At 41.9% G+C, this 23146-nt stretch carries 21 protein-coding genes; 8 read left to right on the plus strand and 13 right to left on the minus strand.

Annotated features, from left to right (window positions below; genetic code table 11):
- Nucleotides 1-233 precede the first annotated feature (233 nt).
- From DBX26_RS18875 to DBX26_RS18885, 3 genes are read left to right on the plus strand one after another with little or no spacing between them, the layout of a single operon-like run.
- A complete protein-coding gene (locus DBX26_RS18875) occupies nt 234-722 on the plus strand; it encodes a hypothetical protein (protein ID WP_118120579.1) in 489 nt (162 codons plus the stop codon).
- A 22-nt stretch (nt 723-744) separates the two neighbouring features.
- Complete coding sequence (gene stbB / locus DBX26_RS18880; protein WP_118120580.1) at nt 745-1464, plus strand: StbB family protein; 720 nt, start codon at nt 745-747, stop codon at nt 1462-1464.
- A gap of 14 nt (nt 1465-1478) precedes the next feature.
- Nucleotides 1479-1901 carry a hypothetical protein gene (locus DBX26_RS18885; protein ID WP_118120581.1) on the plus strand — a complete coding sequence of 141 codons (423 nt, stop codon included), beginning with the start codon at nt 1479-1481 and terminating at the stop codon, nt 1899-1901.
- Between the two features lie 276 nt (nt 1902-2177).
- On the opposite strand, the gene DBX26_RS18890 is transcribed toward DBX26_RS18885, so the two are convergent.
- Both DBX26_RS18890 and radC read right to left on the minus strand, forming a co-directional pair.
- On the minus strand, nt 2178-2402 hold the full coding sequence (locus DBX26_RS18890; protein ID WP_254063619.1) for a hypothetical protein: 225 nt from the start codon (nt 2400-2402) through the stop codon (nt 2178-2180).
- Between the two features lie 178 nt (nt 2403-2580).
- A complete protein-coding gene (radC, locus tag DBX26_RS18895) occupies nt 2581-3069 on the minus strand; it encodes a DNA repair protein RadC (protein WP_118120583.1) in 489 nt (162 codons plus the stop codon).
- A gap of 993 nt (nt 3070-4062) precedes the next feature.
- Here radC and DBX26_RS18900 point away from each other — a divergent pair.
- From DBX26_RS18900 to acnA, 3 genes are all read left to right on the plus strand, one after another.
- Nucleotides 4063-4272 (plus strand): hypothetical protein, encoded by a 210-nt coding sequence (locus DBX26_RS18900; RefSeq protein ID WP_162889750.1) that lies wholly within the window; start codon nt 4063-4065, stop codon nt 4270-4272.
- A gap of 877 nt (nt 4273-5149) precedes the next feature.
- Nucleotides 5150-5362, plus strand: a complete 213-nt coding sequence (locus DBX26_RS18915; protein WP_005378997.1) for a cold-shock protein — start codon at nt 5150-5152, stop codon at nt 5360-5362.
- 244 nt (nt 5363-5606) lie between these two features.
- On the plus strand, nt 5607-8330 hold the full coding sequence (gene acnA, locus DBX26_RS18920) for an aconitate hydratase AcnA (RefSeq protein ID WP_118120585.1): 2724 nt from the start codon (nt 5607-5609) through the stop codon (nt 8328-8330).
- 76 nt (nt 8331-8406) lie between these two features.
- On the opposite strand, the gene nhaA is transcribed toward acnA, so the two are convergent.
- From nhaA to DBX26_RS18980, 11 genes are all read right to left on the minus strand, one after another.
- On the minus strand, nt 8407-9747 hold the full coding sequence (nhaA, locus tag DBX26_RS18925; RefSeq protein ID WP_118120586.1) for a Na+/H+ antiporter NhaA: 1341 nt from the start codon (nt 9745-9747) through the stop codon (nt 8407-8409).
- Nucleotides 9744-10733 (minus strand): protease modulator HflC, encoded by a 990-nt coding sequence (gene hflC / locus DBX26_RS18930; RefSeq protein ID WP_014234827.1) that lies wholly within the window; start codon nt 10731-10733, stop codon nt 9744-9746. Before hflC ends, nhaA begins: the two co-directional genes overlap by 4 nt.
- On the minus strand, nt 10730-11788 hold the full coding sequence (gene hflK, locus DBX26_RS18935) for an FtsH protease activity modulator HflK (protein ID WP_118120587.1): 1059 nt from the start codon (nt 11786-11788) through the stop codon (nt 10730-10732). The genes hflC and hflK overlap by 4 nt, the downstream gene beginning before the upstream one ends.
- 561 nt (nt 11789-12349) lie before the next feature.
- Nucleotides 12350-13063 carry a ZIP family metal transporter gene (locus DBX26_RS18940; RefSeq protein WP_118120588.1) on the minus strand — a complete coding sequence of 238 codons (714 nt, stop codon included), beginning with the start codon at nt 13061-13063 and terminating at the stop codon, nt 12350-12352.
- 138 nt (nt 13064-13201) lie between these two features.
- Complete coding sequence (locus tag DBX26_RS18945; RefSeq protein ID WP_118120589.1) at nt 13202-13528, minus strand: DUF1840 domain-containing protein; 327 nt, start codon at nt 13526-13528, stop codon at nt 13202-13204.
- Between the two features lie 1108 nt (nt 13529-14636).
- Nucleotides 14637-15893, minus strand: a complete 1257-nt coding sequence (gene glgC / locus DBX26_RS18950) for a glucose-1-phosphate adenylyltransferase (RefSeq protein ID WP_065302754.1) — start codon at nt 15891-15893, stop codon at nt 14637-14639.
- Nucleotides 15894-16163: 270 nt separating this feature from the next.
- On the minus strand, nt 16164-16760 hold the full coding sequence (locus tag DBX26_RS18955) for a tyrosine-type recombinase/integrase (RefSeq protein WP_118120590.1): 597 nt from the start codon (nt 16758-16760) through the stop codon (nt 16164-16166).
- Nucleotides 16761-17484: 724 nt separating this feature from the next.
- Entirely contained in the window at nt 17485-18366 is an 882-nt protein-coding gene (locus DBX26_RS18965; RefSeq protein WP_118120592.1) for a diguanylate cyclase, read from the minus strand.
- 341 nt (nt 18367-18707) lie between these two features.
- Entirely contained in the window at nt 18708-18905 is a 198-nt protein-coding gene (locus DBX26_RS18970; RefSeq protein ID WP_118120593.1) for a diguanylate cyclase, read from the minus strand.
- Nucleotides 18892-19023 (minus strand): diguanylate cyclase, encoded by a 132-nt coding sequence (locus DBX26_RS25820; protein ID WP_118120594.1) that lies wholly within the window; start codon nt 19021-19023, stop codon nt 18892-18894. The genes DBX26_RS18970 and DBX26_RS25820 overlap by 14 nt, the downstream gene beginning before the upstream one ends.
- A gap of 4 nt (nt 19024-19027) precedes the next feature.
- Complete coding sequence (locus tag DBX26_RS18980) at nt 19028-19954, minus strand: LysR substrate-binding domain-containing protein (RefSeq protein ID WP_118120595.1); 927 nt, start codon at nt 19952-19954, stop codon at nt 19028-19030.
- 140 nt (nt 19955-20094) lie between these two features.
- Here DBX26_RS18980 and DBX26_RS18985 point away from each other — a divergent pair, with 140 nt between their 5' ends.
- Both DBX26_RS18985 and DBX26_RS18990 read left to right on the plus strand, forming a co-directional pair.
- The gene (locus tag DBX26_RS18985) at nt 20095-21276 is read left to right on the plus strand and encodes a M20 aminoacylase family protein (protein WP_118120596.1); all 1182 of its coding nucleotides are present in this window, start codon (nt 20095-20097) and stop codon (nt 21274-21276) included.
- A gap of 26 nt (nt 21277-21302) precedes the next feature.
- Nucleotides 21303-22817 carry an AbgT family transporter gene (locus DBX26_RS18990; RefSeq protein ID WP_118120597.1) on the plus strand — a complete coding sequence of 505 codons (1515 nt, stop codon included), beginning with the start codon at nt 21303-21305 and terminating at the stop codon, nt 22815-22817.
- Nucleotides 22818-23146 lie beyond the last annotated feature (329 nt).

Genomic DNA, 23146 nt, shown 5'->3' on the forward strand with positions numbered 1-23146 from the left:
GTCGAGTTTCAGGGGTTCAAGGGGATGTTACCCCCTTGGTACGCGAATGTATACATTCGACAGCGTGCCTATGGACAAATAAAAAACTCGAAACGGGTTTTTTATTTCTTCATATTAGCTTTCAATATATTTCGCATTGTCTCATGATGTTCTTACACGTAAACGAAAATAACTTAGGATAATCTTCGCATTATCTTCACTTTGTATTCGCATAGTCTTTCAAGGTGTAATAAATGGACATAAATAAACTCACTATAGAAACCGCAAATAGCATCAAAGAGAAGCTAAACCAGGGAAACAGGAATAAGCAAAGCATTGTTGATGAGCATTTATCGGCCATTGAAACACTCAGTAAGTTTGGCGTCAGTTATAAACAATTGCTGAGTAGTTGCGACATACCAATCGCTTTAAAACACTTTCATTCCATGATTTTTCGAGCAAAGAAAAAGCAGGGTGATGACCAGAGAAGTGATGCCACTTGCATAGTGAAAACTGAGCCCACGCCAGCAACACTGTCTACTCCGAAACAACAAAGCGAACAACAGAGCATTGATGTTATTGAGTGGAAAATGATCATTCCCGATATCGCTGAAAAATTAGTCAGGGAAATTGTTGAGCATGGATATTCCATTGAGGACGTTAAGCAATGGAAAGCCAGTAATACCCTCCCCAATTCGAGAGCGTTACGCATGTTCTTTAACTCCCTCAAATCGAAAAAGTAATCACACCTAAAGAGGAAACAATATGGATTACATCAAAATCGCCGTTCTTAATAATTCTGGCAACGTAGGCAAAAGCACTATTTGTAATACCTTGCTCATACCAAGAATTGCAAACTCTGAGCTCATTCGAGTTGAAACCATTAATGAGGATGGTTCAACTGGAGAAAAGTTAGCCGCAAAAGACATGACCAATGTCATTGAGAGGATCGATATTCTTGATAAAGCGATCATCGATATTGGCTCGTCTAATATCGAAACCTTTATTAAAGGGATAAAGGAAAATACTGGCGCCCACGAAGATATCGATTTTTATTTGCTGCCAGTCACGCCAGACATCAAGCAGCAAAAAGACACATGGAATACCATCGATGAGTTGTTAGATATGGAAGTAGAACCGAATCGAATTGGCGTGATATTGAACCGCGTCGATACCTCGCTACCACTAGAGAGTCAATTTAAACAGTTATGTGAATCAGGCATTCTCAAACAAACTGCCACCCCAACGATTCAAGATTGCCTGGTGATCCCTGATTCGCAAGTATTCACCCTGCTTGAGGTGATTGGCAGCTCGTTTCATGAGGCAGTCAATGACGACACTGACTATCGAAAGGTCATTCGAGAAACAAAAGACAAGGAGACGCGTTCGGGACTTTCCCTCAAGAAGTCGTGCCACCGCCTCGCCAAATCATTCGCTGACAAATTAGACGTTGAGTACAAAAAACTCGTCGTATTGTTGGATTGATAAAGGAATGACGTATGAGTGAAGGCTTTCCATACCCAAAACTGACCAAACAACTTACTGTTCTCGAACTGGAAGATATTCGAGAAGAACTTCTCGCGTTAAGCGAGGCCATGAGACTCGTACCGAGTGAGTTTGATGCCTCGTTTCAACAGAAGATTAACCGAGTCCTCGATATCACTAGCGAAGTGGAGCATCACAGTAAACAACTAAGAGCTGGCATCGAGCAGTCACATAAAGCGTTTAATGAAACGCTTATTCAAAAGCAGCAAAAGCAATATGAGCAGCTATTGAAAGCCATCGATAAGCGAATCGAGGATCAGCTTAGTGGCTACATTCCGGTAAATAAAGGGTTCATCTTGGCTGCCCTGTTTATCAACGCGCTATTCGTTGGCAGTATCTTAGGTGGTGTTTTCTATCTATTGGCGTTCGCGTTGTGAGTACGCATACCGGCTTTTTCACATACCCACAATCGGCAGGAGATATTTCCTCGCGGTCTCCTGTCTTCCTCATGTGGATATGTGGAAAAGCCCAAAATAGCCACCTGTAGAAAAGTGGCAAAGCAGTGATTAGCTTAGGTGTCGTAAAGAAACAGAACTATAGCCATTCGTTGAGCCCATCGGAAAAAACGACATACCAACTTGCGTTTAACTTATTTAAGGCGTTGCTGCCAGAGGAACGACTACAGCTCGAACATCAATTATCTATGTTGTAAATTACTTCGACATATGGGCAGTACTCTCCGTATCGCAAACCATCTCGATAATGCTCAAGATGGCTTTTTTCTTTTCGGAGTCCAACCGCCCTTTCGCATCCGTCAATATTAAGCCTGCTATGTATGCACCTGCCGCTCGATTACTCTCTGTAGCCTCACTATTTGCTACACCATCAATAACGATATCTAAAGCAGACAACATGACATCGCGTGGGTTTTTATTCAACTTATCTGCACCTTTATCGACCAAAAAACGAAACGTAATGCATATTCATTCGCATTTCCATATCAGTTTTTAGACTGAATGCAATCAGTAAACATTTTGTTTAACCTTGGGTTATAAATCAAAATATGCTGTAACTGATATGTCTATATCTAGAAAAAGGCGGCATAAGCCGCCGTTCTCAAATCCAGCCGCGTTCTGCGAATGAAACGGTATTTTCAAAAGACACGACAAAGTGGTCAAGAACCTTGATATCGACAAGAGTGAGTGCGTCGATTAAGCGGCGCGTAATGCGACGGTCAGCTTGGCTAGGTTCTGCAACACCCGAAGGGTGATTGTGGTAGAAAATAACTGCGGCTGCGTTTTCAGCAAGTGCTTTTTTGACGACTTCGCGAGGGTAAACTGAAGCTGCGTCAACAGTGCCAGTGAACAGTTCAGCGGTAGAGCGAGCTCGATGCTGGTTATCCAGGAAGATAACGCCGAACACCTCGTGTTCCTTAGCAGCTAATGAGTTTTGACAAAAGAGCTTCACCATTTCTGGAGAAGTGAGAGCTGGTTGCTCGCTAACAAACAGTTTTGACTTTAGGATTTCAGCTGCATGAGACAATACTTCCTGCTCCTGCGCTGTAAATAGTGAAGTGTCCGTGTAGTTGATAGTTGATTCAGTCATGGCTTATATCCTTGTGTTCATGTTGTTGTCGCCTGACTGTCCGGCCTACTGTCATGGTTCTGGTCTGCAAGGGCGCGCAGCGTTTATATACCCTGGTAGACCAGGTTCTGATGGGAGACGGTTAAAAGGAATGCGATTAATGACTGAACACAATAAGCACTATGACTCGCGCTCACCAATAACACGAACTGACCTTTCGGCCAGCCCGTGCGGGAACAATTATGCGGCTGTAACCTTGTTGTAGTTGGCTAGGATAGAACGTAATAACGTTGATGGCTTGCGAATGGCTGTTAACCGTCACTCAGAGGCTTGGCTTCACCTATTCCAGCGTAAAACCTAAGTGTTGACTAACTCTTATTGAAAAAATAGCACTGACTCACGCACGTAGGGTATATCAACTGTGCAACCACCCCCGCAGTGAGCCAGCCCGCTTTAACTCATCTTTCTTTAACTCGTCTTGCGGTACGACAGAATCGCTTGGTGATCACACACTGAATAGTTGTATCGCAACTCAGAAATGGACAAAAGTTGGTTAGGCAATTTACTCTATTTAGACTATTAGGTATTAGGAAAAGTATGGGTGTTGCACTATGTATTTTGTTTATTCCCCCCCCTCAAGGCATGCTCAATATTTGCCCATAGAAAGACCGTGCTCTTCAATAGATAATCTCTAAGTATCATTAGCACCCACGACATGTCTGGGAGGGACATCATAGCAAGAGCGGCGTTAAGTTGCTTAAACAATGGTGGGCGATGACAAATGTCAGTCATAGTGCGCGTTGGTTTGTGGATTTGGAGCGTACAGCGAGAGCCGAACCCGCATCATCATATTGTAAGGATGAGAAGTAGGCTTTGCGTTCATATTTCTTGATAATCAGTGAGTTGACTAGTCAATTTTAATCAAGAAGGCTAAGTCAGTTAGAACGCTATAGCATGAAAAAGTGCTATATTGAAAGCATCACATCTTCACGCCCCCAGAGAAGGAATAATACTATGCCGACCTACCAGGTCACTTACTTCAACGTGAGACACGCTGTGATGGATAGCGAAGCTATCTTCATGAAAAACCTAACCAACGCTAAGCGCTCAGCAGAGCATCATGCGCCAGAGGGTACTGACCAAATTGAAATCAAAGATTTAATGGATCAAGTGCTGACTCGATTGACGCCTGAGCAAGGCTGGGTTGATAGCATCGAAGAGTGATATTGCCTAGCAATCACGGTTCGTTTGGAGTGTCATCAATAAATACACAGGCTTGATTAGTTTTTCGTATTAGCCTTTGACACAGTTTAATTTGTTTGTCTGTCAAAGCCTGTTCACAATAGAGTTGATCGAGTAAACCTGCAAGCATGTCTCTTTCCAAGTTACTCAGTTTTTCAGAATGCATGAGGAGTGTCGTATTGATAAGTTCAGAGAGGTTTCTTGAACTCACAATCCCCATTCCTTATCCCACGTCTTTTGTTCCTCAATATATTCTATTCGTTTGTGGACATCCTTTCTCTTCAACTCTTCTGGTATCCGCTTAATCCTTTTTCCTTTCGGATTAAGACCAAGTTGTTTCTGCTTTTGTGTCGGTTTAGGTAACTTGCCCACATATAATCCTATTTTGATGGTTAACTGCATTTCGTACCGCATCCACATTGGCTATGAAAGAAACAATGATACTACACAAGTCAGCATAAAATAGACAAAAGTGAGTAACAGCACTAGTTAAATTAGCAAATTGTTAATTATTGTAAGTATCGCAAATACCAGCTTGTTGCAACTTCGGCTATTTGCTCGCAGTCGGCATAAAGTCATTTTTTGTTAGCTAACGCATTAGAAACTTACTGATATTTTTTAAAATCATAACCTTACAACCAAATTAAAATATGACCGAAGACTAAACTAACTATTTTCAATTTAAGGCTTATACTTAAAGTAGCTCCGCGAATTTGAGTTATTTTTTCATTATAAAACAAGTTTCCTTTCACAGTTATTTTCGAAATTTTTCGTTTAACTTCTGCGACAGCCCTCTTGAGTGACTATGAAATGGCTCGAGTTATCAGAGCCTTAACCTATAGGATTAGTCGAGGTATATATGTCTGACAGAGAAACTGGATCAGTAAAATGGTTTAACGAGAATAAAGGCTTTGGATTTATCACCAAAGATAGTGATGGCAAGGATATTTTTGTCCATTTCCGTTCGATTTCGTCTGATGGGTTTAAGACCCTTTTGGAAGGACAAAAAGTAAGTTTTGAAGTTGAACCAGGTGAGAAAGGACCGCACGCAACAAACGTGGCTCTCATCTAGATACGGCTGAAGGCATAACAATCAAAAGCTTTGCCTTCATTTTTTGTCTAGTTATTGTTTGATGGTAAAAGTCCATTCCAACTTCTTCCTTCTTTTCGAAATTCAACTCTGATCCTTTCAGGTTATAGATTTTCAGCTGATCAAAGCTATTTGGATATGGGAAATATAAAAATGTCCCAGAAAACAGTCTATGACAAGGAGGTGCCTTTTATAAAGGTCAACCATCATTGAAAGGAGACAAATCATGATACCCACTAACGAGAAAACATGGCGCCAAACATATCTAAGGTCACTGAATTTAAAAGGTACAGAATATAGATACTGGTCATTAAAAAAACTTGCCCAAGATTATCAAGTAAACCTGTCCAAAATTCCCGTAACTAAACGTCTGCTTATTGAAAATGTAATGCGACAAACCTCTGATTTAAAAGAGTCATCTCGAATTATTGAAGCATTGCTCTTTAAAAATAAGGCTCTCGACTCAGAGAACAACGGTCATTCATCAGAATTGAGCTTCTATCCTAGTAGAGTACTGATGCAGGACTATACTGGGATACCTGCTTTAGTCGATTTAGCCGCAATAAGAGATGCAGTAGCTCAAGAAGGCGGAGATCCGAGTTATGTAACACCTAAATGTCCGGTTGATCTTGTCATTGACCATTCGTTAATTGTTTATCAATCAGGTTCAGAATCTTCGATACAAACAAATCGTGCACATGAAATGGCACGAAATAGAGAGCGTTATACATTTCTAAAGTGGGCACAAAAAAACTTCCGTAACTTGACAGTGATCCCTCCCGGTAAGGGGATATGCCATCAAGTTAATCTGGAATATCTATCTCAAGTTGTGCGCGAAGACGAAAAAAGAGTGTTAACACCAGACACGGTAATAGGAACCGATAGCCACACCACTATGATAAACGGGTTAGGCGTGTTGGGTTGGGGAGTGGGAGGCATAGAAGCCGAAGCTGCAATGCTTGGTCAGCCACTAAATATCGCTATCCCACGAGTTGTCGGAGTGCGTCTTGATGGGCAATTGCGTCCCGGTGTGACTGCGACCGATTTGGTTTTGACGATCACAGAAAGGTTAAGGTCTCATGGCGTGGTCGGTAAGTTCGTTGAGTACTATGGTGACGGCTTAGCCACTCTATCGGTGGCAGACCGAGCAACGCTTGCCAATATGGCACCAGAGTATGGAGCCACTTGCGGATTTTTCCCAATTGATGAAAATACTATCGCCTATTTAACCCTCACAAACCGCCCTTCTTCACTGATTGATAGAGTGCGGGCGTACGCTCTAGAGCAAGAGCTATGGTGGGATACAAACTGCCCTTCACCAGAGTATGACGAAAATGTTGTAGTCGATTTATCTGCCATCGGTACCTCAATAGCAGGGCCCAAACGACCTCAAGACAGACTTAATATCAGCGCCATTAAGCAAGCGACTCTTGACCAATGTGCTATTGAAGGTGCCGTAAACTCAAACCAGCCAGGCTCATCCAGACCCTTACATCATGGTGATGTCGTCATTGCAGCTATCACCTCGTGCACTAACACGTCAAACCCCGCTGTTATGCTGACTGCGGGTTTGGTGGCTAAGGCAGCAGTTAAAAAAGGGTTAACCGTTCCTAGCTACGTCAAAACTTCTCTCGCCCCCGGTTCATTAGCTGTCGCTCGATATCTCAATGATACGGGTTTGCAAGACTACCTCGACCTATTGGGATATCATCGAGTTGGATACGGTTGCACAACATGCATTGGTAACTCTGGCCCATTAAAAAACAATCTTGAAACTGAGATCTCGGAAAACAGCCTGAATGTATCGGCGGTATTATCAGGTAATCGCAACTTTGAAGGTAGAGTACACCCCTCTGTTAGCCTAAACTGGCTTGCCTCGCCACCTTTAGTCGTCGCATTTGCGTTAGCGGGGACGACCTGTATTGACTTAGAAAAAGACCCAATTGCGCTCAATAGTAACAACGAGCCCGTCTATCTAAAAGATCTGTGGCCAAGCCAAGCCATGCTGGATGAAATGCTAAATCAAGTCCATGAGAGCCACTTTAGATTGAGCTACAGCGACATTACTGAAGGTGATGAAGAGTGGGAACAATTGTCAATGAAAGATAGCCCCTGCTACCCTTGGGACGAAGGCTCTACTTACATACAACGCCCTCCTTTTTTGGAAATACCACCGCCGACTTTTCCTGTTGAATCAGCGCGTGTATTAGCCATTTTGGGGGATTCAATTACAACCGACCATATTTCACCAGCAGGCCGCATTTCAGAACATAGTCCGGCGGGTCAATATCTACTTTCAAAAAACATCACACCCGAAGAGTTTAATAGCTATGGTTCACGCCGAGGAAATCATCACATCATGGTTCGTGGGACTTTTTCAAATGTACGTTTGGAAAACAAAATCGCCTCCCCGACGATAGGCGGTGTCACGCGATGTTACGGCGATACCAAACTGGATGACTGTAACATGTCAACCACTGAGAAAGCGCCTCCCATCATTCCTATTTACGACGCCAGCAGGAGGTCAATCGAACTTAACGTTCCGTTGGTAATATTTGCAGGCAAAGACTATGGTTCAGGCTCTAGTCGTGACTGGGCGGCAAAAGGTTGTTTGTTATTGAATGTGAAAGCGGTCATCGCGGAATCGTTTGAGCGAATTCATCGTAGTAATTTAGTCGGTATGGGCATACTGCCTCTTCAACTGATGCGACCAGATGAATTAAATTCACTGACTTTAGAGGGTAATGAGACTGTTTTTATTGCCCCCCATGAACCTATAAAGCCCTTATTGGAGCTCAATATTATCGTGGTAACAGCGCAAGGTGCTGAACTCACCATACCTGTTATTGCTCGTATAGATAACCTTAAGGAACTGGAGTATTTTAACTCGGGAGGTATTCTTCAGTATGTTCTGAAGCAACTGAAAGCAAATATTCCTAAAATTTCATAGTGAAGTATCGCGTCTTAGGTGCCGGGGTAGCAGTCTGCGGTAGTTTATCACCGCAGAGTGTCTATACATTTCAGATTCAGATGTTGTTCTGTTTTGTTCTCACAGAGAAATAACGTAAAAAAGTGAGACCGAGTAAAGCTGAACAGATGGAAGCTGAGAAAATTCCAAGTTTTGCAGCATTAATTTGGTCAGGACTATAAGCCAACTCCGATATGAACAATGCCATCGTAAAACCAATACCAGCCAACATCCCGCTCCCCAAGAGCATTCCCCAATTGAGATTTTCTGGCAGTATCGCTAAACCGAGTCTTAATGAAATCCAACTTAACAACACAATACCTATCGGCTTTCCAAAAACAAAACCCAAAAATACGGCAAGAGAAATTGGAGACGTTAGATTTGCCCCTGTTAACGAAACCCCCGCATTGGCTAAGGCAAACAGCGGCAGGATGATAAACCCGACCCAAGGATGAAGTAACATTTCTAAACGCTCAACCGGTGAGAGTGTTTCACGAGCTGCAGCTGCTGCAGTCCGCAAAGCGACTCCCTCTGCGGTATCGCCACTCCACTGCATCTTAGTAGACGATTTCATCACGGTATCAATAATAATGGAAAGATGTTGTTTGCTCACCCATTTACTCGTTGGTGTTAATAGTCCAATAATGACACCAGTAATCGTCGGATGTATGCCAGACATATCAACAGCTAGCCAGGTCATTCCCCCCACAACAGAAAAAAGGACAAGACTACGAATCCCTAAAAAACCCATGATTCGAATAACAACAAAGCCTATCAATGCACAAGTGATAGATAACCAATCAATCTCACTACCGTAACCAATGGCAACAACAACGATAGCACCGATATCATCCACCACAGCCATTGATAACATGAATATGCGTAAGCTATTTGGAATCCTTTGTCCTAACAGAGCTAAACATCCGATCACAAATGCGGTGTCCGTTGCCATGACCGTGCCCCAACCACGCTGCCCGGGCTCACCAAATTGTAAAAGCAAATAGAAAAAAGAGGGAATCAGCATACCGCCTAGGGCGGCAGCAATAGAAAGGACGGCTAATTTAGGATTACGGAGTTCACCTAACATCAACTCGCGCTTGAGTTCCAATGCAATGAGAAAGAAGAACAAGGTCATTCCTGCATCATTGATCCATGTGTGTATTGAACGCTCAAACAATAAATCCCCGACAGTAATTCCCAACTGAATCTGCCAGAATTGAGAAAACGCCTCACCTAAACTCGAGTTGGCGAGCACAACAGCAAGCAACGTGGAAATAAACAGCACAACACCCGAAGCAGATTCAATATGTGTAAAACGGGTTACAGGCTGAGACAGCCAATCAATATATTCTCTCGGTAGTTGAATCCGATTGATAGTTGTTTTTTCTCGTTTACTCATTGCTTGTCGACTGTGGTATTTAAGTTTCCTTCGATGTTATTCAAAAACTTGAATAAATCGCTATGCGTAGATAAAACAAGCGTGGTGTTTTCTGAAATGACGGTCGAGTAAGCCTGCATCGTTCGTGTAAACTCATAAAGATGTCTCGCTTCAGAGCTTTTATTGTAGGCTAGCGAGTAAACCTCGGCAGCTTGGGCATCGGCTTGCCCGCGAATCTCTTCAACTTTACGATAGGCCTCGGACTGAATTTTATTTAAATCTCTAATTCGGTCACCACGAACCCTCGCAGCCTCACCATTCCCTTCAGATAAAAAACGTTCCGCAATTTGCCGACGTTCACTAATCATTCGCTCGTAAATTTTAGGGCGGACACTTTCATTATAATTAATACGTTTAAAGCGAATATCGAGTAATTCAATACCAAAGATTTTTATTTTTTCTGATGCTGCAGAGAATATTTCTTGCTCGACTAATTGACGACCTTTTTGAATAGGCACTAGGGCGCCAATTTTCAATTCGCCTTCAACATCACTCAATAAGGGATCTCGTAACGGTTTTCGATTTTTATTTGTACGAATTATTTCGATCAATTCATGTTTTGCCACAGCATTTCGCGTCTCACTCCCTAAAATATCATCAAGCCTAGATTGAGCACTACGTTCATCTTTAAGACGTAAAAAGTATTGAAGTGGATCGGTAATTCGCCACCGAGCAAATAAATCAACAGAAATATACAGCTTATCTTTTGTTGGCATGTCGGAAGGGTTGCCATCCCACTCCAACACTCGCTTATCTATTGTGTTAGTTTCCTGAATGAACGGTATTTTTATCTTCAACCCGGCATCCACCACAGGTTCGCCTATCGGTTTCCCAAACTGTGTAATAATGACCTGTTGTACTTCACTCACCGTATAAAGTGCGCTGTATAGGCTAAGAGAGACACCTAAGGCTAATGCGATTATGACTCCTAATTTAATCGGTCTCATTGTGCATCTCCTTGCGTATCGTTGAGATTGAGCAAAGGCAAAATATTGTTTGTTCGCTCATCAATGATAATTTTGGCACGAATATTCGGTAATACAGCTTGCATTGTTTCTAGATAGATTCTTCGCTTAGTCACTTCCGGTGCTTTAACGTATTCGAACAATAATGCATTGAAGCGAGCTGTATCCCCTTCAGCCTCATTAATTCGTTTTAAACGATAACCATCAGCCTCTCTGATCCGTTGATCTTTTTCTCCTAAAGCTAAAGGGATCACTTTGTTGTAATCTCGGCGAGCTTCATTAATAAGCTTTTCTTTTTCCTGTTGGGCTTGGTTCACTTCGTTAAATGATGCCTGAACAGGTTGAGGAGGGTTGATGTTTTTCAATTGCACTTGGTCAATACTTATTCCTAAGGCATATTTCGTTGAGAGCGCCTGCATTTTTGAAAGCGCTTCATATTCAATTTCTTGTCGACCTATTGTGATCACTTCATCCACAGTTCTATCCCCGACAACTTCACGCATTACGGATTCAGAAACATATCGAAGTGTTTCACTAGGTTTCCGGACTTCGAACAAAAACTTAATGGGTTCAGAAATTCGATATTGAACTACCCACTCCACAAGGGCAGCATTTAAATCACCAGTGACCATTTGTGTCTCTTGGCGACGATCGTTCACTCTTGGACTTTGGTGAGGATCATTAGCTTCTGGCGTCGTAAAACCAAACTCTTGTTTTAGCTGCCGTTTAACTGGAACTATTTTTACCGTATCAATACCAAGTGGAATCTTGATGTGGAGCCCCGCAGGAACATTATTTACATACTTACCAAAGCGTTGTATGACAGCGACAGAGTCACTTGGAACGGTATAAAATGTTGACCATAAAGTGAGTGCTAAAAGTAAAATAACAAATGGAGTAAAAAAGCTTGAAGGCCCGCCACCTATAAAAATTTTCTTGAAGTGATGAAGAATAGTATAAAAAGCTCTGTTCAAATGTGGGGGATCTTGTTTCCCTCCACCCCAGGGGTTTCCTGAAGAATGGCTACTTTGGAGCATGAGAATGCCCTCCGATATAGGCAAGAATTTTTGACCTATATAAATTGAATGAGGTAGGAATCACTCAATCAACTCGAGGCAATTGTGCAGAATTTACCATTAATTATTGAGCGTTACCTTAAGGTGGGAAGTCTATCTCAACTTCTCATAAAATAGAATTCAACAACACGCATAACTCCTTTCTGTAGTATCTACAGTAGACCTTGAATAAGCTCTTTGTGTTACAAATACAACACGACGCATCATTATATGAAATTATACAAGTTCACCTATTTATTATAGGTTATATAGTCCCGTATGAAGGCAATTTTATTAGTTTTTCCATACTGCTATAACTTATACGCTGGAAAGAACGCTTTGAAAGGTTTAGAGGTATGAGCTTACCTGTTGAAAAAAGCTGAATAGCCACCAGTGTCGTAGTCGTAGCCACTTTTACAGTACACATTAGATCATAAGTAAGGAAAGCTTTGTATCTGCCCTAAGCAACGATACTAATCTACCTGAAGAATTGGAACCTTGTCATAGTTGAATCAATTCCAAAAATGACACTTCGTTATTCAATCATCTGATCACCATCACTCCAACCATGCCAAGCACAAAACCTAGCACCGCGCCCATCGGGGGCAACCAATGTTTTGCGAGTTTTACTCTTGGAGCGATATCTTGAAACACGGAATATAAAATACCTCCTGAAGCCACAAGCACAATCACAGCAATGGCAATAGCTTGGTCTTGCATCCACAAATAGCTGGACACCCCGCAAACAGGACCGAGAAATGCCATTAAAAAGAAAATGGCCATGATTTTTTTCGGACCAAAATGATAAGAGTTGTTTAACTCACGATATGCGTTAAAACCCTCTGGGATATTTTGCAATGTGATTAGCGCCGCAAGCAACACCGCATCTGTACTTCCGATTGCAAATGCAGTTCCAAGCGCCATGGATTCAGGGATGAAATCAAGGAGCATCGCAACGAGTTGACTAGCAGGTGTCTCAAATTTTAGAAGATACACGTCAAGCATCATGAAAATGACCCCACCAACCAGGAGGCAAGTCGATGCTATCAACGGGTCAAGCTTGGCAATACCATAAGGAACTAATACGAGAGCTACAGCAGACAATAGAGCACCACCACCAAATGCTGTGATGCTGTGACTGAACTCGGCCTCGAACAATCGTGACTTAAATTTTCCGATGCTGGCCAGAAGCGCGCCGAAAGGCATAGCTAGTCCCGCTGCCAATGTGAGCCCAACAAGAATTACGAGGTTATTCACGTGATGTACCGCATAGACATAATGCTTCCCTACACTGCGTAAGCTTCCTGGACAAGTCGTGGTGTAGACGGTTAGGGAAAGCCATTAAATGCATAATATGTAAATTAGACAAATACCCTAGTATGTCTGAAGCAAATGTTATGGGGTATCCCACATTACGTCACATTGAGCATCTATCGCAGACTTTAATAGTTCTATTAATGGAGCAGCGCGGAGATTGAGGCTTACTACCTGTTCAGATAGAGCTTCCTCTTCATCATCTCCAGTGGCAGAGGTGTTTTTTTGAGCCGCTGTACTTTCTGCAGCGAGTGAAAACGTTAATTTAGAAAGTGCTTCAGGGATATCTGGGGAAAGAATAGCACCGGGTACTGTACCACTATGACCCATCATCTTTATCAGTTGCAGCCCAATGTCACCGAACATTGTGACGTTAGCATGGCTTTTGCAGCGAAATGTAATAAGCATGTACAGCTCCTGTTTTTACTTGATTCTTTTGAAAAGAATTACGCTCTTATCCTAGGTAAAGTCAACGGTGACGACTGATCCTGCTCTATCCAAAGTAGAGTCGCGAAGTAGTATCGAAGGTAAAACCTAAATCATCGTCGGTTTATTCATTCTCTATTATCGGCTTTCCACCCGAAATGATGAATCTTAGATAGTACTTTTGTAAAGGGGTAGGTAGTATTCCCGCTATCCGCTTTTTCTAGCACTTTTTAAGTGATTGATTATCAATGATGAACAACCACCTACCAATAAATGGCGTCATGTAGATGGCATTTGTTACCAGTGATTGCGTTTTCTTACGTTGACCCAAACAGTATAGTCGGACTCAGTATTTAAAAATGCTTTTCTCGCTTGCATTGATGTTCTTCCGACTAGTGGTGCTTTTAAGTAGTTCATTGCTCCAGTTTGCGCCTCCGTTCATAGGAATGAGAAATGCAAGTCAAATCATCAAAGTTACTGGGTGTTGTTACATTTTTAACATTTAATCTAGAAGATTAAAATGAATCGTAACTTATTTGGCAGACACATTTGAATAAGAGAATTTTTGCATACGATGGGATTCACGAGCAGCTTGTTTGTTAGCTCTATCTATTGCTTTAACAACCTTTATCGCCGTTCGTAAACCACTACCTCGTCTAGCCAATGATTTCTCCTTTAATGTGTTGTAATGCATGACTTTTTGGATGCTAGCACAATCGAATATGTGCAACTGATGCATATATCAAATAGATGGCATGTTTTTAGGGTTTATAGGGTGTAAAAGGGATTACTTTTAGTAGGTCAAACACATGGAGCATCAGTCGTATAGAGTACTGGCTCTAAACGATTTTGGGGGCATTCTTATTTTAAAATTCATCATAAGGTTCGCTTTTTAACACACCAATTTCTCGATTTTTGTGGATGAAACAATTGTTAGCCGCGGGGGTATGTCTTTAGGTGGAACGTGATCTTATCTCCGAGTGGTGAAGATAAGACCATAATTTGGGTGTCAGACTATTTGTACTCGTGTGCCATATTTTTAGCCATGCGATGTCTTTGACTCGTATTTCGAAAAAATTATTCAGTACGTTTATTTAGCAAGATTTTCCAGCATCGTTTTAGTTACTAGGGTGATTCCTTTTTTCGTAACACGAAAACCATTGGCTTCATCCTGTTCCTTATCATAACCAATGCTCAAACCGGCCGGGATACAACAATAACTATCAAGGATAACTCGCTTCAGTTTAGCGTGTTCACCAACTTGACTGCCAGGCAACAGTACTGACTCTTCAATAAGACTGTATGAGTGGGCATGGACACTTGAATACAACAATGATTTTCTAATAGTTGAACCAGAAATAATGCACCCTCCAGAAACCGTTGAATCTACGGCCATACCACGGCGTTCATCATTATCAAAAATGAATTTAGCAGGTGGAAGCTGTTCTTGATATGTCCAAATCGGCCAGTCTTTATCATAAAGGTCAAGTTGTGGTTTAGGTGTAACAAGTTCCATATTGGCTTCCCAAAATGAGTCAAGTGTACCCACGTCACGCCAGTAGGGCTGATTTTCACTGTCTGGATCTTTGAAAGAGTAAGCAAAAACATTACTCTCATTAATGATTGAAGGAATGATATCGTGGCCAAAATCGCGGGTGGATCCTTGGACATCCACATCTTTTAATAACTGGTTAAAAAGAAAATCAACATTGAATAAATAATTGCCCATTGAAGCCAAACACTTATTCGGTTTATTCGGAATTTCATTAGGTTGAGCTGGTTTCTCATCAAAAGCGACTATTTTGTTTTTGGAATCTACGGTCAGAACACCAAAGCTACCTGCAGCTTCTTCAGTATCAACTTCTAGGCAGCAGACTGTCATATCTGCGTTATTTGCCACATGCTCCGCTAGTAGAGTGCCGTAGTCCATACGATATACATGGTCACCAGACAGAATTAGAATGTACTTGGGTCTATGTGAACGAATTATATCAATATTTTGATATACCGCATCCGCTGTACCAGCATACCAGTCATCGCCCGTTCGTTGTGAAGCAGGTAAAATTTCAACAAATTGTTGAGCCCTAAGGCTTCCCCAACCGCGGCTAATGTGACGGATCAACGAGTGCGACTTGTATTGTGTAGCGATACCTACGCGGTGAATACCTGAATTGAAACAGTTTGATAGTGGAAAATCGATAATACGAAACTTACCACCAAAATATACAGCAGGTTTTGCTCGAAAATCAGTGAGTTCAAATAAACGACTACCTCGACCACCTGCCAATATCAAAGCGTAAGTGTCTTTGGTCAAATTACTGATATGTCTATCATAATTCTGGGGCATAGAGACCTCCATGGGGGCGATTTATATATACTTGTAGTTATAATCGGAGCAGTGTATTGATTATATGCAAGTTACTATATAGGGTAATTGTTGAATAAACTGTGACTGAAGTTAGGCATTATTACTGGAATAGCCACCAGTATCGTAGCCACTTTTAGCATTACCAAAAATAGGCCAAGTTATGACAAAAGAAATGAGTCCTGATTCTTGTGCTAAAAAGGTTTGGGGCAAAGGCTTTTCAGCGATAGAGAAAAGCCTGTATCAATGCCTCTAGCAATCTGTTTGCTCTGAAAGCCTCAAAGCGTCTTCCAGTTCAACGCCAAGGTAACGAATCGTGTTATCTAGCTTCGAATGTCCCAATAGAATCTGTACCGCCCTAATATTTTTTGTTTTGGCATAGATCAAAGTAGCTTTAGTGCGACGCATTGAATGAGTCCCATAATAGTCTGCATTCAACCCCAGTTTTACAGCCCAACACCTGATAATCGAACGATAAAATGAGTAACTGATGGGCTGCCCTTTGCGGCGACAACTTGGAAACAAAAAGCTACTTGCTTCTAGGGATGCGGAGTAGATCCAGCGACTGATACTTTGCTGAGTTCTAGGAGTAATTTCATAATGTACATCAGTGCCCGTTTTTTGCTGGATGCACTGAACCCTGTCATAAATCACTCCTTGCGAAGAAACATCGTATACGTGCAGCTTTAGTAAATCACTCGCTCTCAGCTTGCTATCAATGGCTAGGTTTAGCAGAGCAAGCTGCATCAGGTCGTTTTCAAGCTCAAGTCTGGTCCTGATTCGCCAGATTTCTTCAAGCTTGAATGGCCTTTTTATACCGCTACATTTTCCTGAAGATAACTTTCTCATGTTGACCTCCTCTTAGATGCTATTGGTCAACATAAAGTCTGGCTATCAATTGCAACAGTTTCAGTTTCGATCGCTGTAGCGACAGTACGAGCTTAAACACCCATGGACAGAAACGATTTAGACGTATAACCCTAAATCTTTGCTCCCAGGTTTGAAGATGTATATTGAAACACCTCAACCGTTTGATATGTATATTTTCCAAAAGCAGCTTCTTGCCTGTACTTTCAGCAACCATTCAAAATTTGACAATTAAATGAATACGTTAATACTGTTGATATCTGATTAACCAACGAAAGGATTCAATTGTGAAGGGAATAATTAGTATTTTTTTGCGTAAAAACACAAGCGTTATTGGATTTACATCTGGTGTTTTATTTTACCTGATGATCAGATAGGAGCGCGGAATGGGACACATCATAATTGGAGCAGTAATCTTCTCACTATATCTTATAGGGAACATGGTGACTGGTTACTACTTAGGGAAGCGTAAGTTATCTAGTGCAAAGCTTGCAGCATTATTCTCATTGATCTTCGCATTTTTTCCTCCTGTTAACTTTGTCTTTTTTGCCGCACTTGTGTTTAAGAAAGATATCAATTTTGCCTTAACTAATAACGTTTAGGTTCGCTATTGATATCACTCTAAATGAAAAAGGGGCGCTTTTGTGCCAGAAGTTCGAGATCAACCTGATTGGAAATCTTTGCATTAGTATTTCCTTGGGATGTGTCAATCGTTTGATATTAAAACCTGATTTCGGCCATTTATTTTGGCCTGATAAAGTGCTTGGTCCGCTTTTTCAATAGCGTTGAAAATGTTTGAGCTTGAACTTATTTCAGCAATTCCGAAGGAAGCTGTTGCTCTAATGGTTGTTTCTGCTACCAGTATTTCCATTGCCTCAATGTCACTTCTCATATGCTCAGCAACTTTATACGCATCCTCTAGCGTTGTTTGGATTAGCGAGATAACAAATTCTTCGCCTCCGTATCGAAAAACCTTATCTAGATTTCGCATATTTCGGTTCACTACTTCTATCGTTTGCTTTAATACTTGATCTCCAGCACGATGACCATAACGATCATTTATTGATTTAAAATGGTCAAGATCAAAAATGATAATACATGCATTATTAACTTCTGAAGAGATCAACTGCTTGATTTTAAAAAGCTCTTCATTAAGTGAGCGGCGATTGTATGCACCAGTTAGAGGATCGCGATTATATAATAATGTATTGATTTCTTTTTTTAAATTTTCGAGTGCTTCCACGAATTCATCAAGATTGTAATAAAATGAATCAAATTGGACCTTAGTGATTGCTTTGCCGTCTATTTCACTCCGGAGCATTGCCGCTGCACTTTCATGCAATAATCGATGTAGATTTTCGATATCACGGAAAAACTGGCTTTCTCTTAGCTCGGCAGGCTGCTCACCGTAATACCATTCACCAAATGCGCACAATAAGTGGGCGTCTTTACACAAGTCTATTTTTGTAGGCATAGTATGGCAAGTAATTGTACGCATCAGACCTCTTACCCATTGCCGATGAGACGAAATAGCAACATCTATCCTTTCAACAACCGGTAATAATTCATCATTTGTTACTGTATACATAAGTGATCAACCTAACTGAATTATTTCATTCATTAAAACGATTAACCATGCGATATGCAAGATGATTATATGAAATTTCGTGCACATTAGCTGTTAATGCTATACTAAAACCGTTCTTAATTGGTGCGGGTTTACAGAGATGTACTACCCAATTTGAAACACGCGATGGGGCAGGAATTTGTTATCTAGCATCCCGCAGAGATTGTCCTACTAGTACTTGTGCACTGTGAAGGCTCTGGACAAACGTGTTTGATGATTTGCTAAGTTAGCATTTGAAACATTAACCGTGTCCAGTTGCAAAATAGTATTCAACGTGACTAGGTTATAACAATTGGGATGCATCACGTTCCAAATTGGCATTTATTGATCGCTTCTCCAATACAGACTTGATTTCGACCATTTTCTTTTGCTGTATACAAAGCCTTATCAGCCAGTTTGAAAACCTCATCAGCACTATTAGCTTGAGATAAACTAGAACAGCCAATTGATACCGAAATGTCTGTGCAGTTACTTCCAAGATAGAACTTAAATTTTTTCACATACTTTCTTTCTAAGCTTCTCCGCTATCTGGGCTGCTTTATGTAGTTCGCATTGTAATAACACTACGACAAACTCCTCACCACCGTAGCGGTATACAGCATCTGTATTACGTATCATCACTCTATAGACTAAAAAAGTTTTTTGCTTGGTTAATTCTCTCTTCAACTAGCCTAACTAACTCAATGTTAACGTTATTAACTGCGGATTCGATGTTTCTTTCTAATGGTAAGATCATCTGAAACTCATAAGTGATATTAAAGGACAACGGTCTTGCTACCAAACCAGTCAGCTTGGTATCACTGGCAGATACTGCATTAATCACGGAAAGTCCGGTGCCATTTTCAACCAGTCTGATTGCCATATCACCAAGAGAAGTCGTTAAGATTTTTTTTGGTTTAACGGCATTATCCGTCAAACATTGGTTAATCAGGGTGCGACTCTGTTCACCCGGTTCACCACATATCAGGGTTTCATTATTAAAGTCTTCAACATCGATGATTTTTTTATTCGCGAGCGGATGAGATACAGGAATCAGCACAACAGCAGGCAACGAATATTGAAAACTCTGATACCTCGGGTCTTGCGCTAAATCCGTTGTGATACCGAAATCAAATCTCTGGGCGATCATATCTTCGATTATCTGGCTGGAACGATAGGAATACAGGCTGATTTCAAGATCAGGAAATGTCTGCGTTAGCTTCGTAACGGTATCCGGAACCATACTTGTCGAAAAAGAAGGCATACTGACAATTCGATATTGACCTACTTCCCTGTCTCTCAGCTTTTCAGCAAAACTCCGCAAATGATTTAACCCCACATAAACTTTCTCTACTTCGTCATAAAACAAAATACCTTTACGTGTTGGGAGCAACCGATTGTTGTGGCGTTCAAACAACTCAAACCCCAATCGGCCTTCCAGTTGCTTAATCAATCGGCTAACAGCTGGCTGAGAGATCAACATTTTTCCTGCGGCTTCTGTGGCACTTTCGGTTTTCATAATCCATGAAAACGCTTCTATCTGGCTGTCGGTAAACCCTCTAAAAGCCATAACATTTCCTTATGGTTCAATAGAAACAAGTTATTATTCGTACTTTTTATGTTCGTTATATAGTTTATCAAACAAAAGAAAGGCTACCCAAAACCATTTTTATAATGATTTGTTATGCCATATCAACAGGAAGATAAACAATGATTGAAGAGATAGTAAAGTACAATGAAGTCTTTACCGCATGGCGAAGAGATATTCACCAACATCCTGAGTTGGGCTTTCAAGAGCAGCGAACTGCGGCGCTTGTAACAGAAAAGCTGACCGAATGGGGTTTTGACGAAGTACACACTGGCATCGCCAAAACTGGCGTCGTCGGCGTATTGAAAGGCAAACACCCCTCATCAGACAGCATTGGCTTACGCGCTGATATGGATGCCCTTCAAATGTCTGAGTGCAACACCTTCTCACATGCATCTTGTCATCATGGAAAAATGCACGGTTGTGGTCACGACGGACATACCGCGATACTTCTGGCGACCGCCTGGTACCTTGCTCAACATCGCAATTTTTCAGGCACTGTCTATTTCATCTTCCAACCAGCAGAAGAAGGGCTTGCGGGCGCGAAAGCGATGATTGATGATGGCCTTTTTGAGCGCTTTCCATGTAAACATGTGTATGGGCTACACAATATGCCAGGCATTCCCCAGGGCGAAATCTGGCTACGAGAAGGCCCGCTTCTGGCAAGTTCAGACCGATTCAGCATCGAAATCTCAGGCAAAGGCGGGCACGCTGCTTTACCTCAAAACGTCATAGACCCTACGCTGATTGTCAGCACTATTATTACCAGTGCTCAGTCAATCGTGAGCAGAAGTATCTCTCCTTTGGATTCGGCTGTAGTGTCATTCACCGACCTTCACGCGGGTTCTGGAACCTTCAATGTAATTCCCGATAAAGCCACCATGATGGGCTGTATCCGAACTTTTGAACAATCGGTTAGAGATAAAGCTATTGCGCAATTCAAACAGATAGTCACAGGAACGGCGGAAACCTTTGGCGCTAAAGCGAGTGTGACCTTCCATAAAGGAAATTACCCAGCAACCATTAATGACGTTACGGCTTCTCAAATCGCCGCACAAGTGGCTAAAGAAGTGGTTGGTGAAGAGATGGTTAACACAAATTGTTTGCCTCTGTCTGGCAGCGAAGACTTTTCATTCATGCTCCAGGCTGTACCGGGATGTTATGTATTGCTCGGCAACGGCTCTGAAGGAGAGGCTGGGGGGATTTGTGTCCACAACCCAGGTTATGACTTTAATGACGATATTATCCCAGCAGGTGCAAGTTACTTCGTCCGGTTGGTTGAGAAAGAACTGAACACGCAATAGATATTTAAGGAAGAATGGAGACCCTCATGGAAGAAAGCAGAGATATGGAATCCTACAACAATGCTGGAATCATGCACCGTATCGCGGCTCTAGCAAATACCCTGCCTCACCCGTTTATTATGTTTTTCATTTTATTCGCCGTGACATTGGTATTGTCCGCAGTAATGAGTGCATGGCTTGCTCCCGTTCATCACCCTGTGACCAACGAGCTTATTTCAGTTCGTTCAGTGTTAACCTGGGATGGACTGGCATTTTTGCTCACAAAACTCATCACGAACTTCACCTCCTTTCGTCCATTGGGACTGGTACTGGTCATGGTACTCGCTCTGGGCCTGATTCAGAAAACAGGGTTAGCTGACGCCACCATCAAACGTATGCTGGCCAATGTGTCTCCGCGTCTGGTAACGCCAGCTGTGATAATCACATCCATCATTGGGAACTTAGTCTCTGACGCCGCAGTATTTTTGATACCACCTATAGCAGCCATCATGTTCAACACCGTTGGCCGAAATCCAATCGCGGGTATCGTCGTTGCGTTTATTTCTATTTTTGCGGGGTTCAGTGCCAACTTTTTCATTGCTGGCACCGATATGTTGATCTCTGGCATTTCAACAGAAGTGGTTCAAAGTGTACGCCCTGACTATGAAGTAAGTATATTAGCGAACTGGTTCTTCATGTGCGCTTCTGTGCCTGTGATTACCACCATAATCACCCTCATGAACGATAAATACACGGAACCTATGTTAGACCGCTTATACCCGATGACCTCGCAAAGCGGTGAGCAACATGTTGAGGAGTTAACAGACAAAGAAAGTCATGCTTTACGCAAAACTGGTTTGGTCGCTTTAGCTTATATTGCGGTGGTCGCTCTGCTTGTTTTGCCTGAAAGTTCCGGTTTGCGTAATCCCGACGGAGGATTACTCCCATCCCCTTTTATTAAAGGCATCGTGCCAATCATTGTTGGTTTCTTTGCACTGTGTGGTATTACTTATGGTTCTCTGGTCGGCAAGATCAAGCGCAGTGCGGATATCCCGAAATTAATGGAAGAAGCCGTACGCGATATGAGTGGCTTTATCGTCATCGTATTTATGGTTGCTCAATTTATTGCGGTGTTTAACTGGTCAAATCTGGCACTTGTTGGGGCAATTAACGGCGCTGACTGGCTGGCTCATACAAACATGCCACCAATGTTGGTTCTTGTTAGCTTTATTCTATTAGCCGCTGCCATTAACCTGTTTGTTTATAGTGGCTCTGCACAATGGGCGTTGATGGCACCAGTATTCCTGCCAATGCTAATGCTAGTCGGTTTTGAGCCTGAGGCGATCCAAGCTGCTTACCGTGTGGGTGATTCGTCAACCAATGTTATTTCTCCAATCAACCCGTATCTGCCGCTGATCCTTGCTGTGATTCAGATATACAACAAGTCGTTCTCTCTGGGTCATTTGTTAACTGCTGCTATGCCATATGCCGCCGCAATTCTAACAGGCTGGAGTTCACTGTACTTTATTTGGTATCTGCTAGGGCTACCATTCGGTTTATAAATCAGAAATGACCTCAACCGTAGACCGAGTAGAATGAGGTGAAAAAGCCTCATTCTACTCGGTCTACGGTTATAAGCCTAAAGCCAATAGCGACCATGAAGTAATTATTGTGCTGTAAAAAGCAAAGGAACGTTATCCAGTTTATGGATTCAGCTAATTGCTCAAAATACTGCGATGTTAATGAATGATTCAGGTTTTAAAGATATTAAGGTGTTAATTCATGGTGTACTGGCGAGAGCGCTACATGCTGGTTCATACTAAATTGAACTCAAACTAGATATATTAGATAAAATAAGTCAAAGAAGCACCGATTGAACTGTTGATAGTAA

Origin of the sequence: Vibrio sp. dhg, from assembly GCF_003443775.1 — a bacterium.
GTDB lineage: Bacteria > Pseudomonadota > Gammaproteobacteria > Enterobacterales > Vibrionaceae > Vibrio > Vibrio natriegens.

Excerpts from the sequence above, each read along its gene's own strand:
- DBX26_RS18875 (WP_118120579.1), top strand. The coding sequence starts at position 234 with ATGGACATAAATAAACTCACTATAGAAACCGCAAATAGCATCAAAGAG.
- stbB (WP_118120580.1), top strand. The coding sequence starts at position 745 with ATGGATTACATCAAAATCGCCGTTCTTAATAATTCTGGCAACGTAGGC.
- DBX26_RS18885 (WP_118120581.1), top strand. The coding sequence starts at position 1,479 with ATGAGTGAAGGCTTTCCATACCCAAAACTGACCAAACAACTTACTGTT.
- radC (WP_118120583.1), bottom strand. The coding sequence starts at position 3,069 with ATGACTGAATCAACTATCAACTACACGGACACTTCACTATTTACAGCG.
- DBX26_RS18900 (WP_162889750.1), top strand. The coding sequence starts at position 4,063 with ATGCCGACCTACCAGGTCACTTACTTCAACGTGAGACACGCTGTGATG.
- DBX26_RS18915 (WP_005378997.1), top strand. The coding sequence starts at position 5,150 with ATGTCTGACAGAGAAACTGGATCAGTAAAATGGTTTAACGAGAATAAA.
- acnA (WP_118120585.1), top strand. The coding sequence starts at position 5,607 with ATGATACCCACTAACGAGAAAACATGGCGCCAAACATATCTAAGGTCA.
- nhaA (WP_118120586.1), bottom strand. The coding sequence starts at position 9,747 with ATGAGTAAACGAGAAAAAACAACTATCAATCGGATTCAACTACCGAGA.
- hflC (WP_014234827.1), bottom strand. The coding sequence starts at position 10,733 with ATGAGACCGATTAAATTAGGAGTCATAATCGCATTAGCCTTAGGTGTC.
- hflK (WP_118120587.1), bottom strand. The coding sequence starts at position 11,788 with ATGCTCCAAAGTAGCCATTCTTCAGGAAACCCCTGGGGTGGAGGGAAA.
- DBX26_RS18945 (WP_118120589.1), bottom strand. The coding sequence starts at position 13,528 with ATGCTTATTACATTTCGCTGCAAAAGCCATGCTAACGTCACAATGTTC.
- glgC (WP_065302754.1), bottom strand. The coding sequence starts at position 15,893 with ATGCCCCAGAATTATGATAGACATATCAGTAATTTGACCAAAGACACT.
- DBX26_RS18955 (WP_118120590.1), bottom strand. The coding sequence starts at position 16,760 with ATGAGAAAGTTATCTTCAGGAAAATGTAGCGGTATAAAAAGGCCATTC.
- DBX26_RS18965 (WP_118120592.1), bottom strand. The coding sequence starts at position 18,366 with ATGTATACAGTAACAAATGATGAATTATTACCGGTTGTTGAAAGGATA.
- DBX26_RS25820 (WP_118120594.1), bottom strand. The coding sequence starts at position 19,023 with ATGATACGTAATACAGATGCTGTATACCGCTACGGTGGTGAGGAGTTT.
- DBX26_RS18980 (WP_118120595.1), bottom strand. The coding sequence starts at position 19,954 with ATGGCTTTTAGAGGGTTTACCGACAGCCAGATAGAAGCGTTTTCATGG.
- DBX26_RS18985 (WP_118120596.1), top strand. The coding sequence starts at position 20,095 with ATGATTGAAGAGATAGTAAAGTACAATGAAGTCTTTACCGCATGGCGA.
- DBX26_RS18990 (WP_118120597.1), top strand. The coding sequence starts at position 21,303 with ATGGAAGAAAGCAGAGATATGGAATCCTACAACAATGCTGGAATCATG.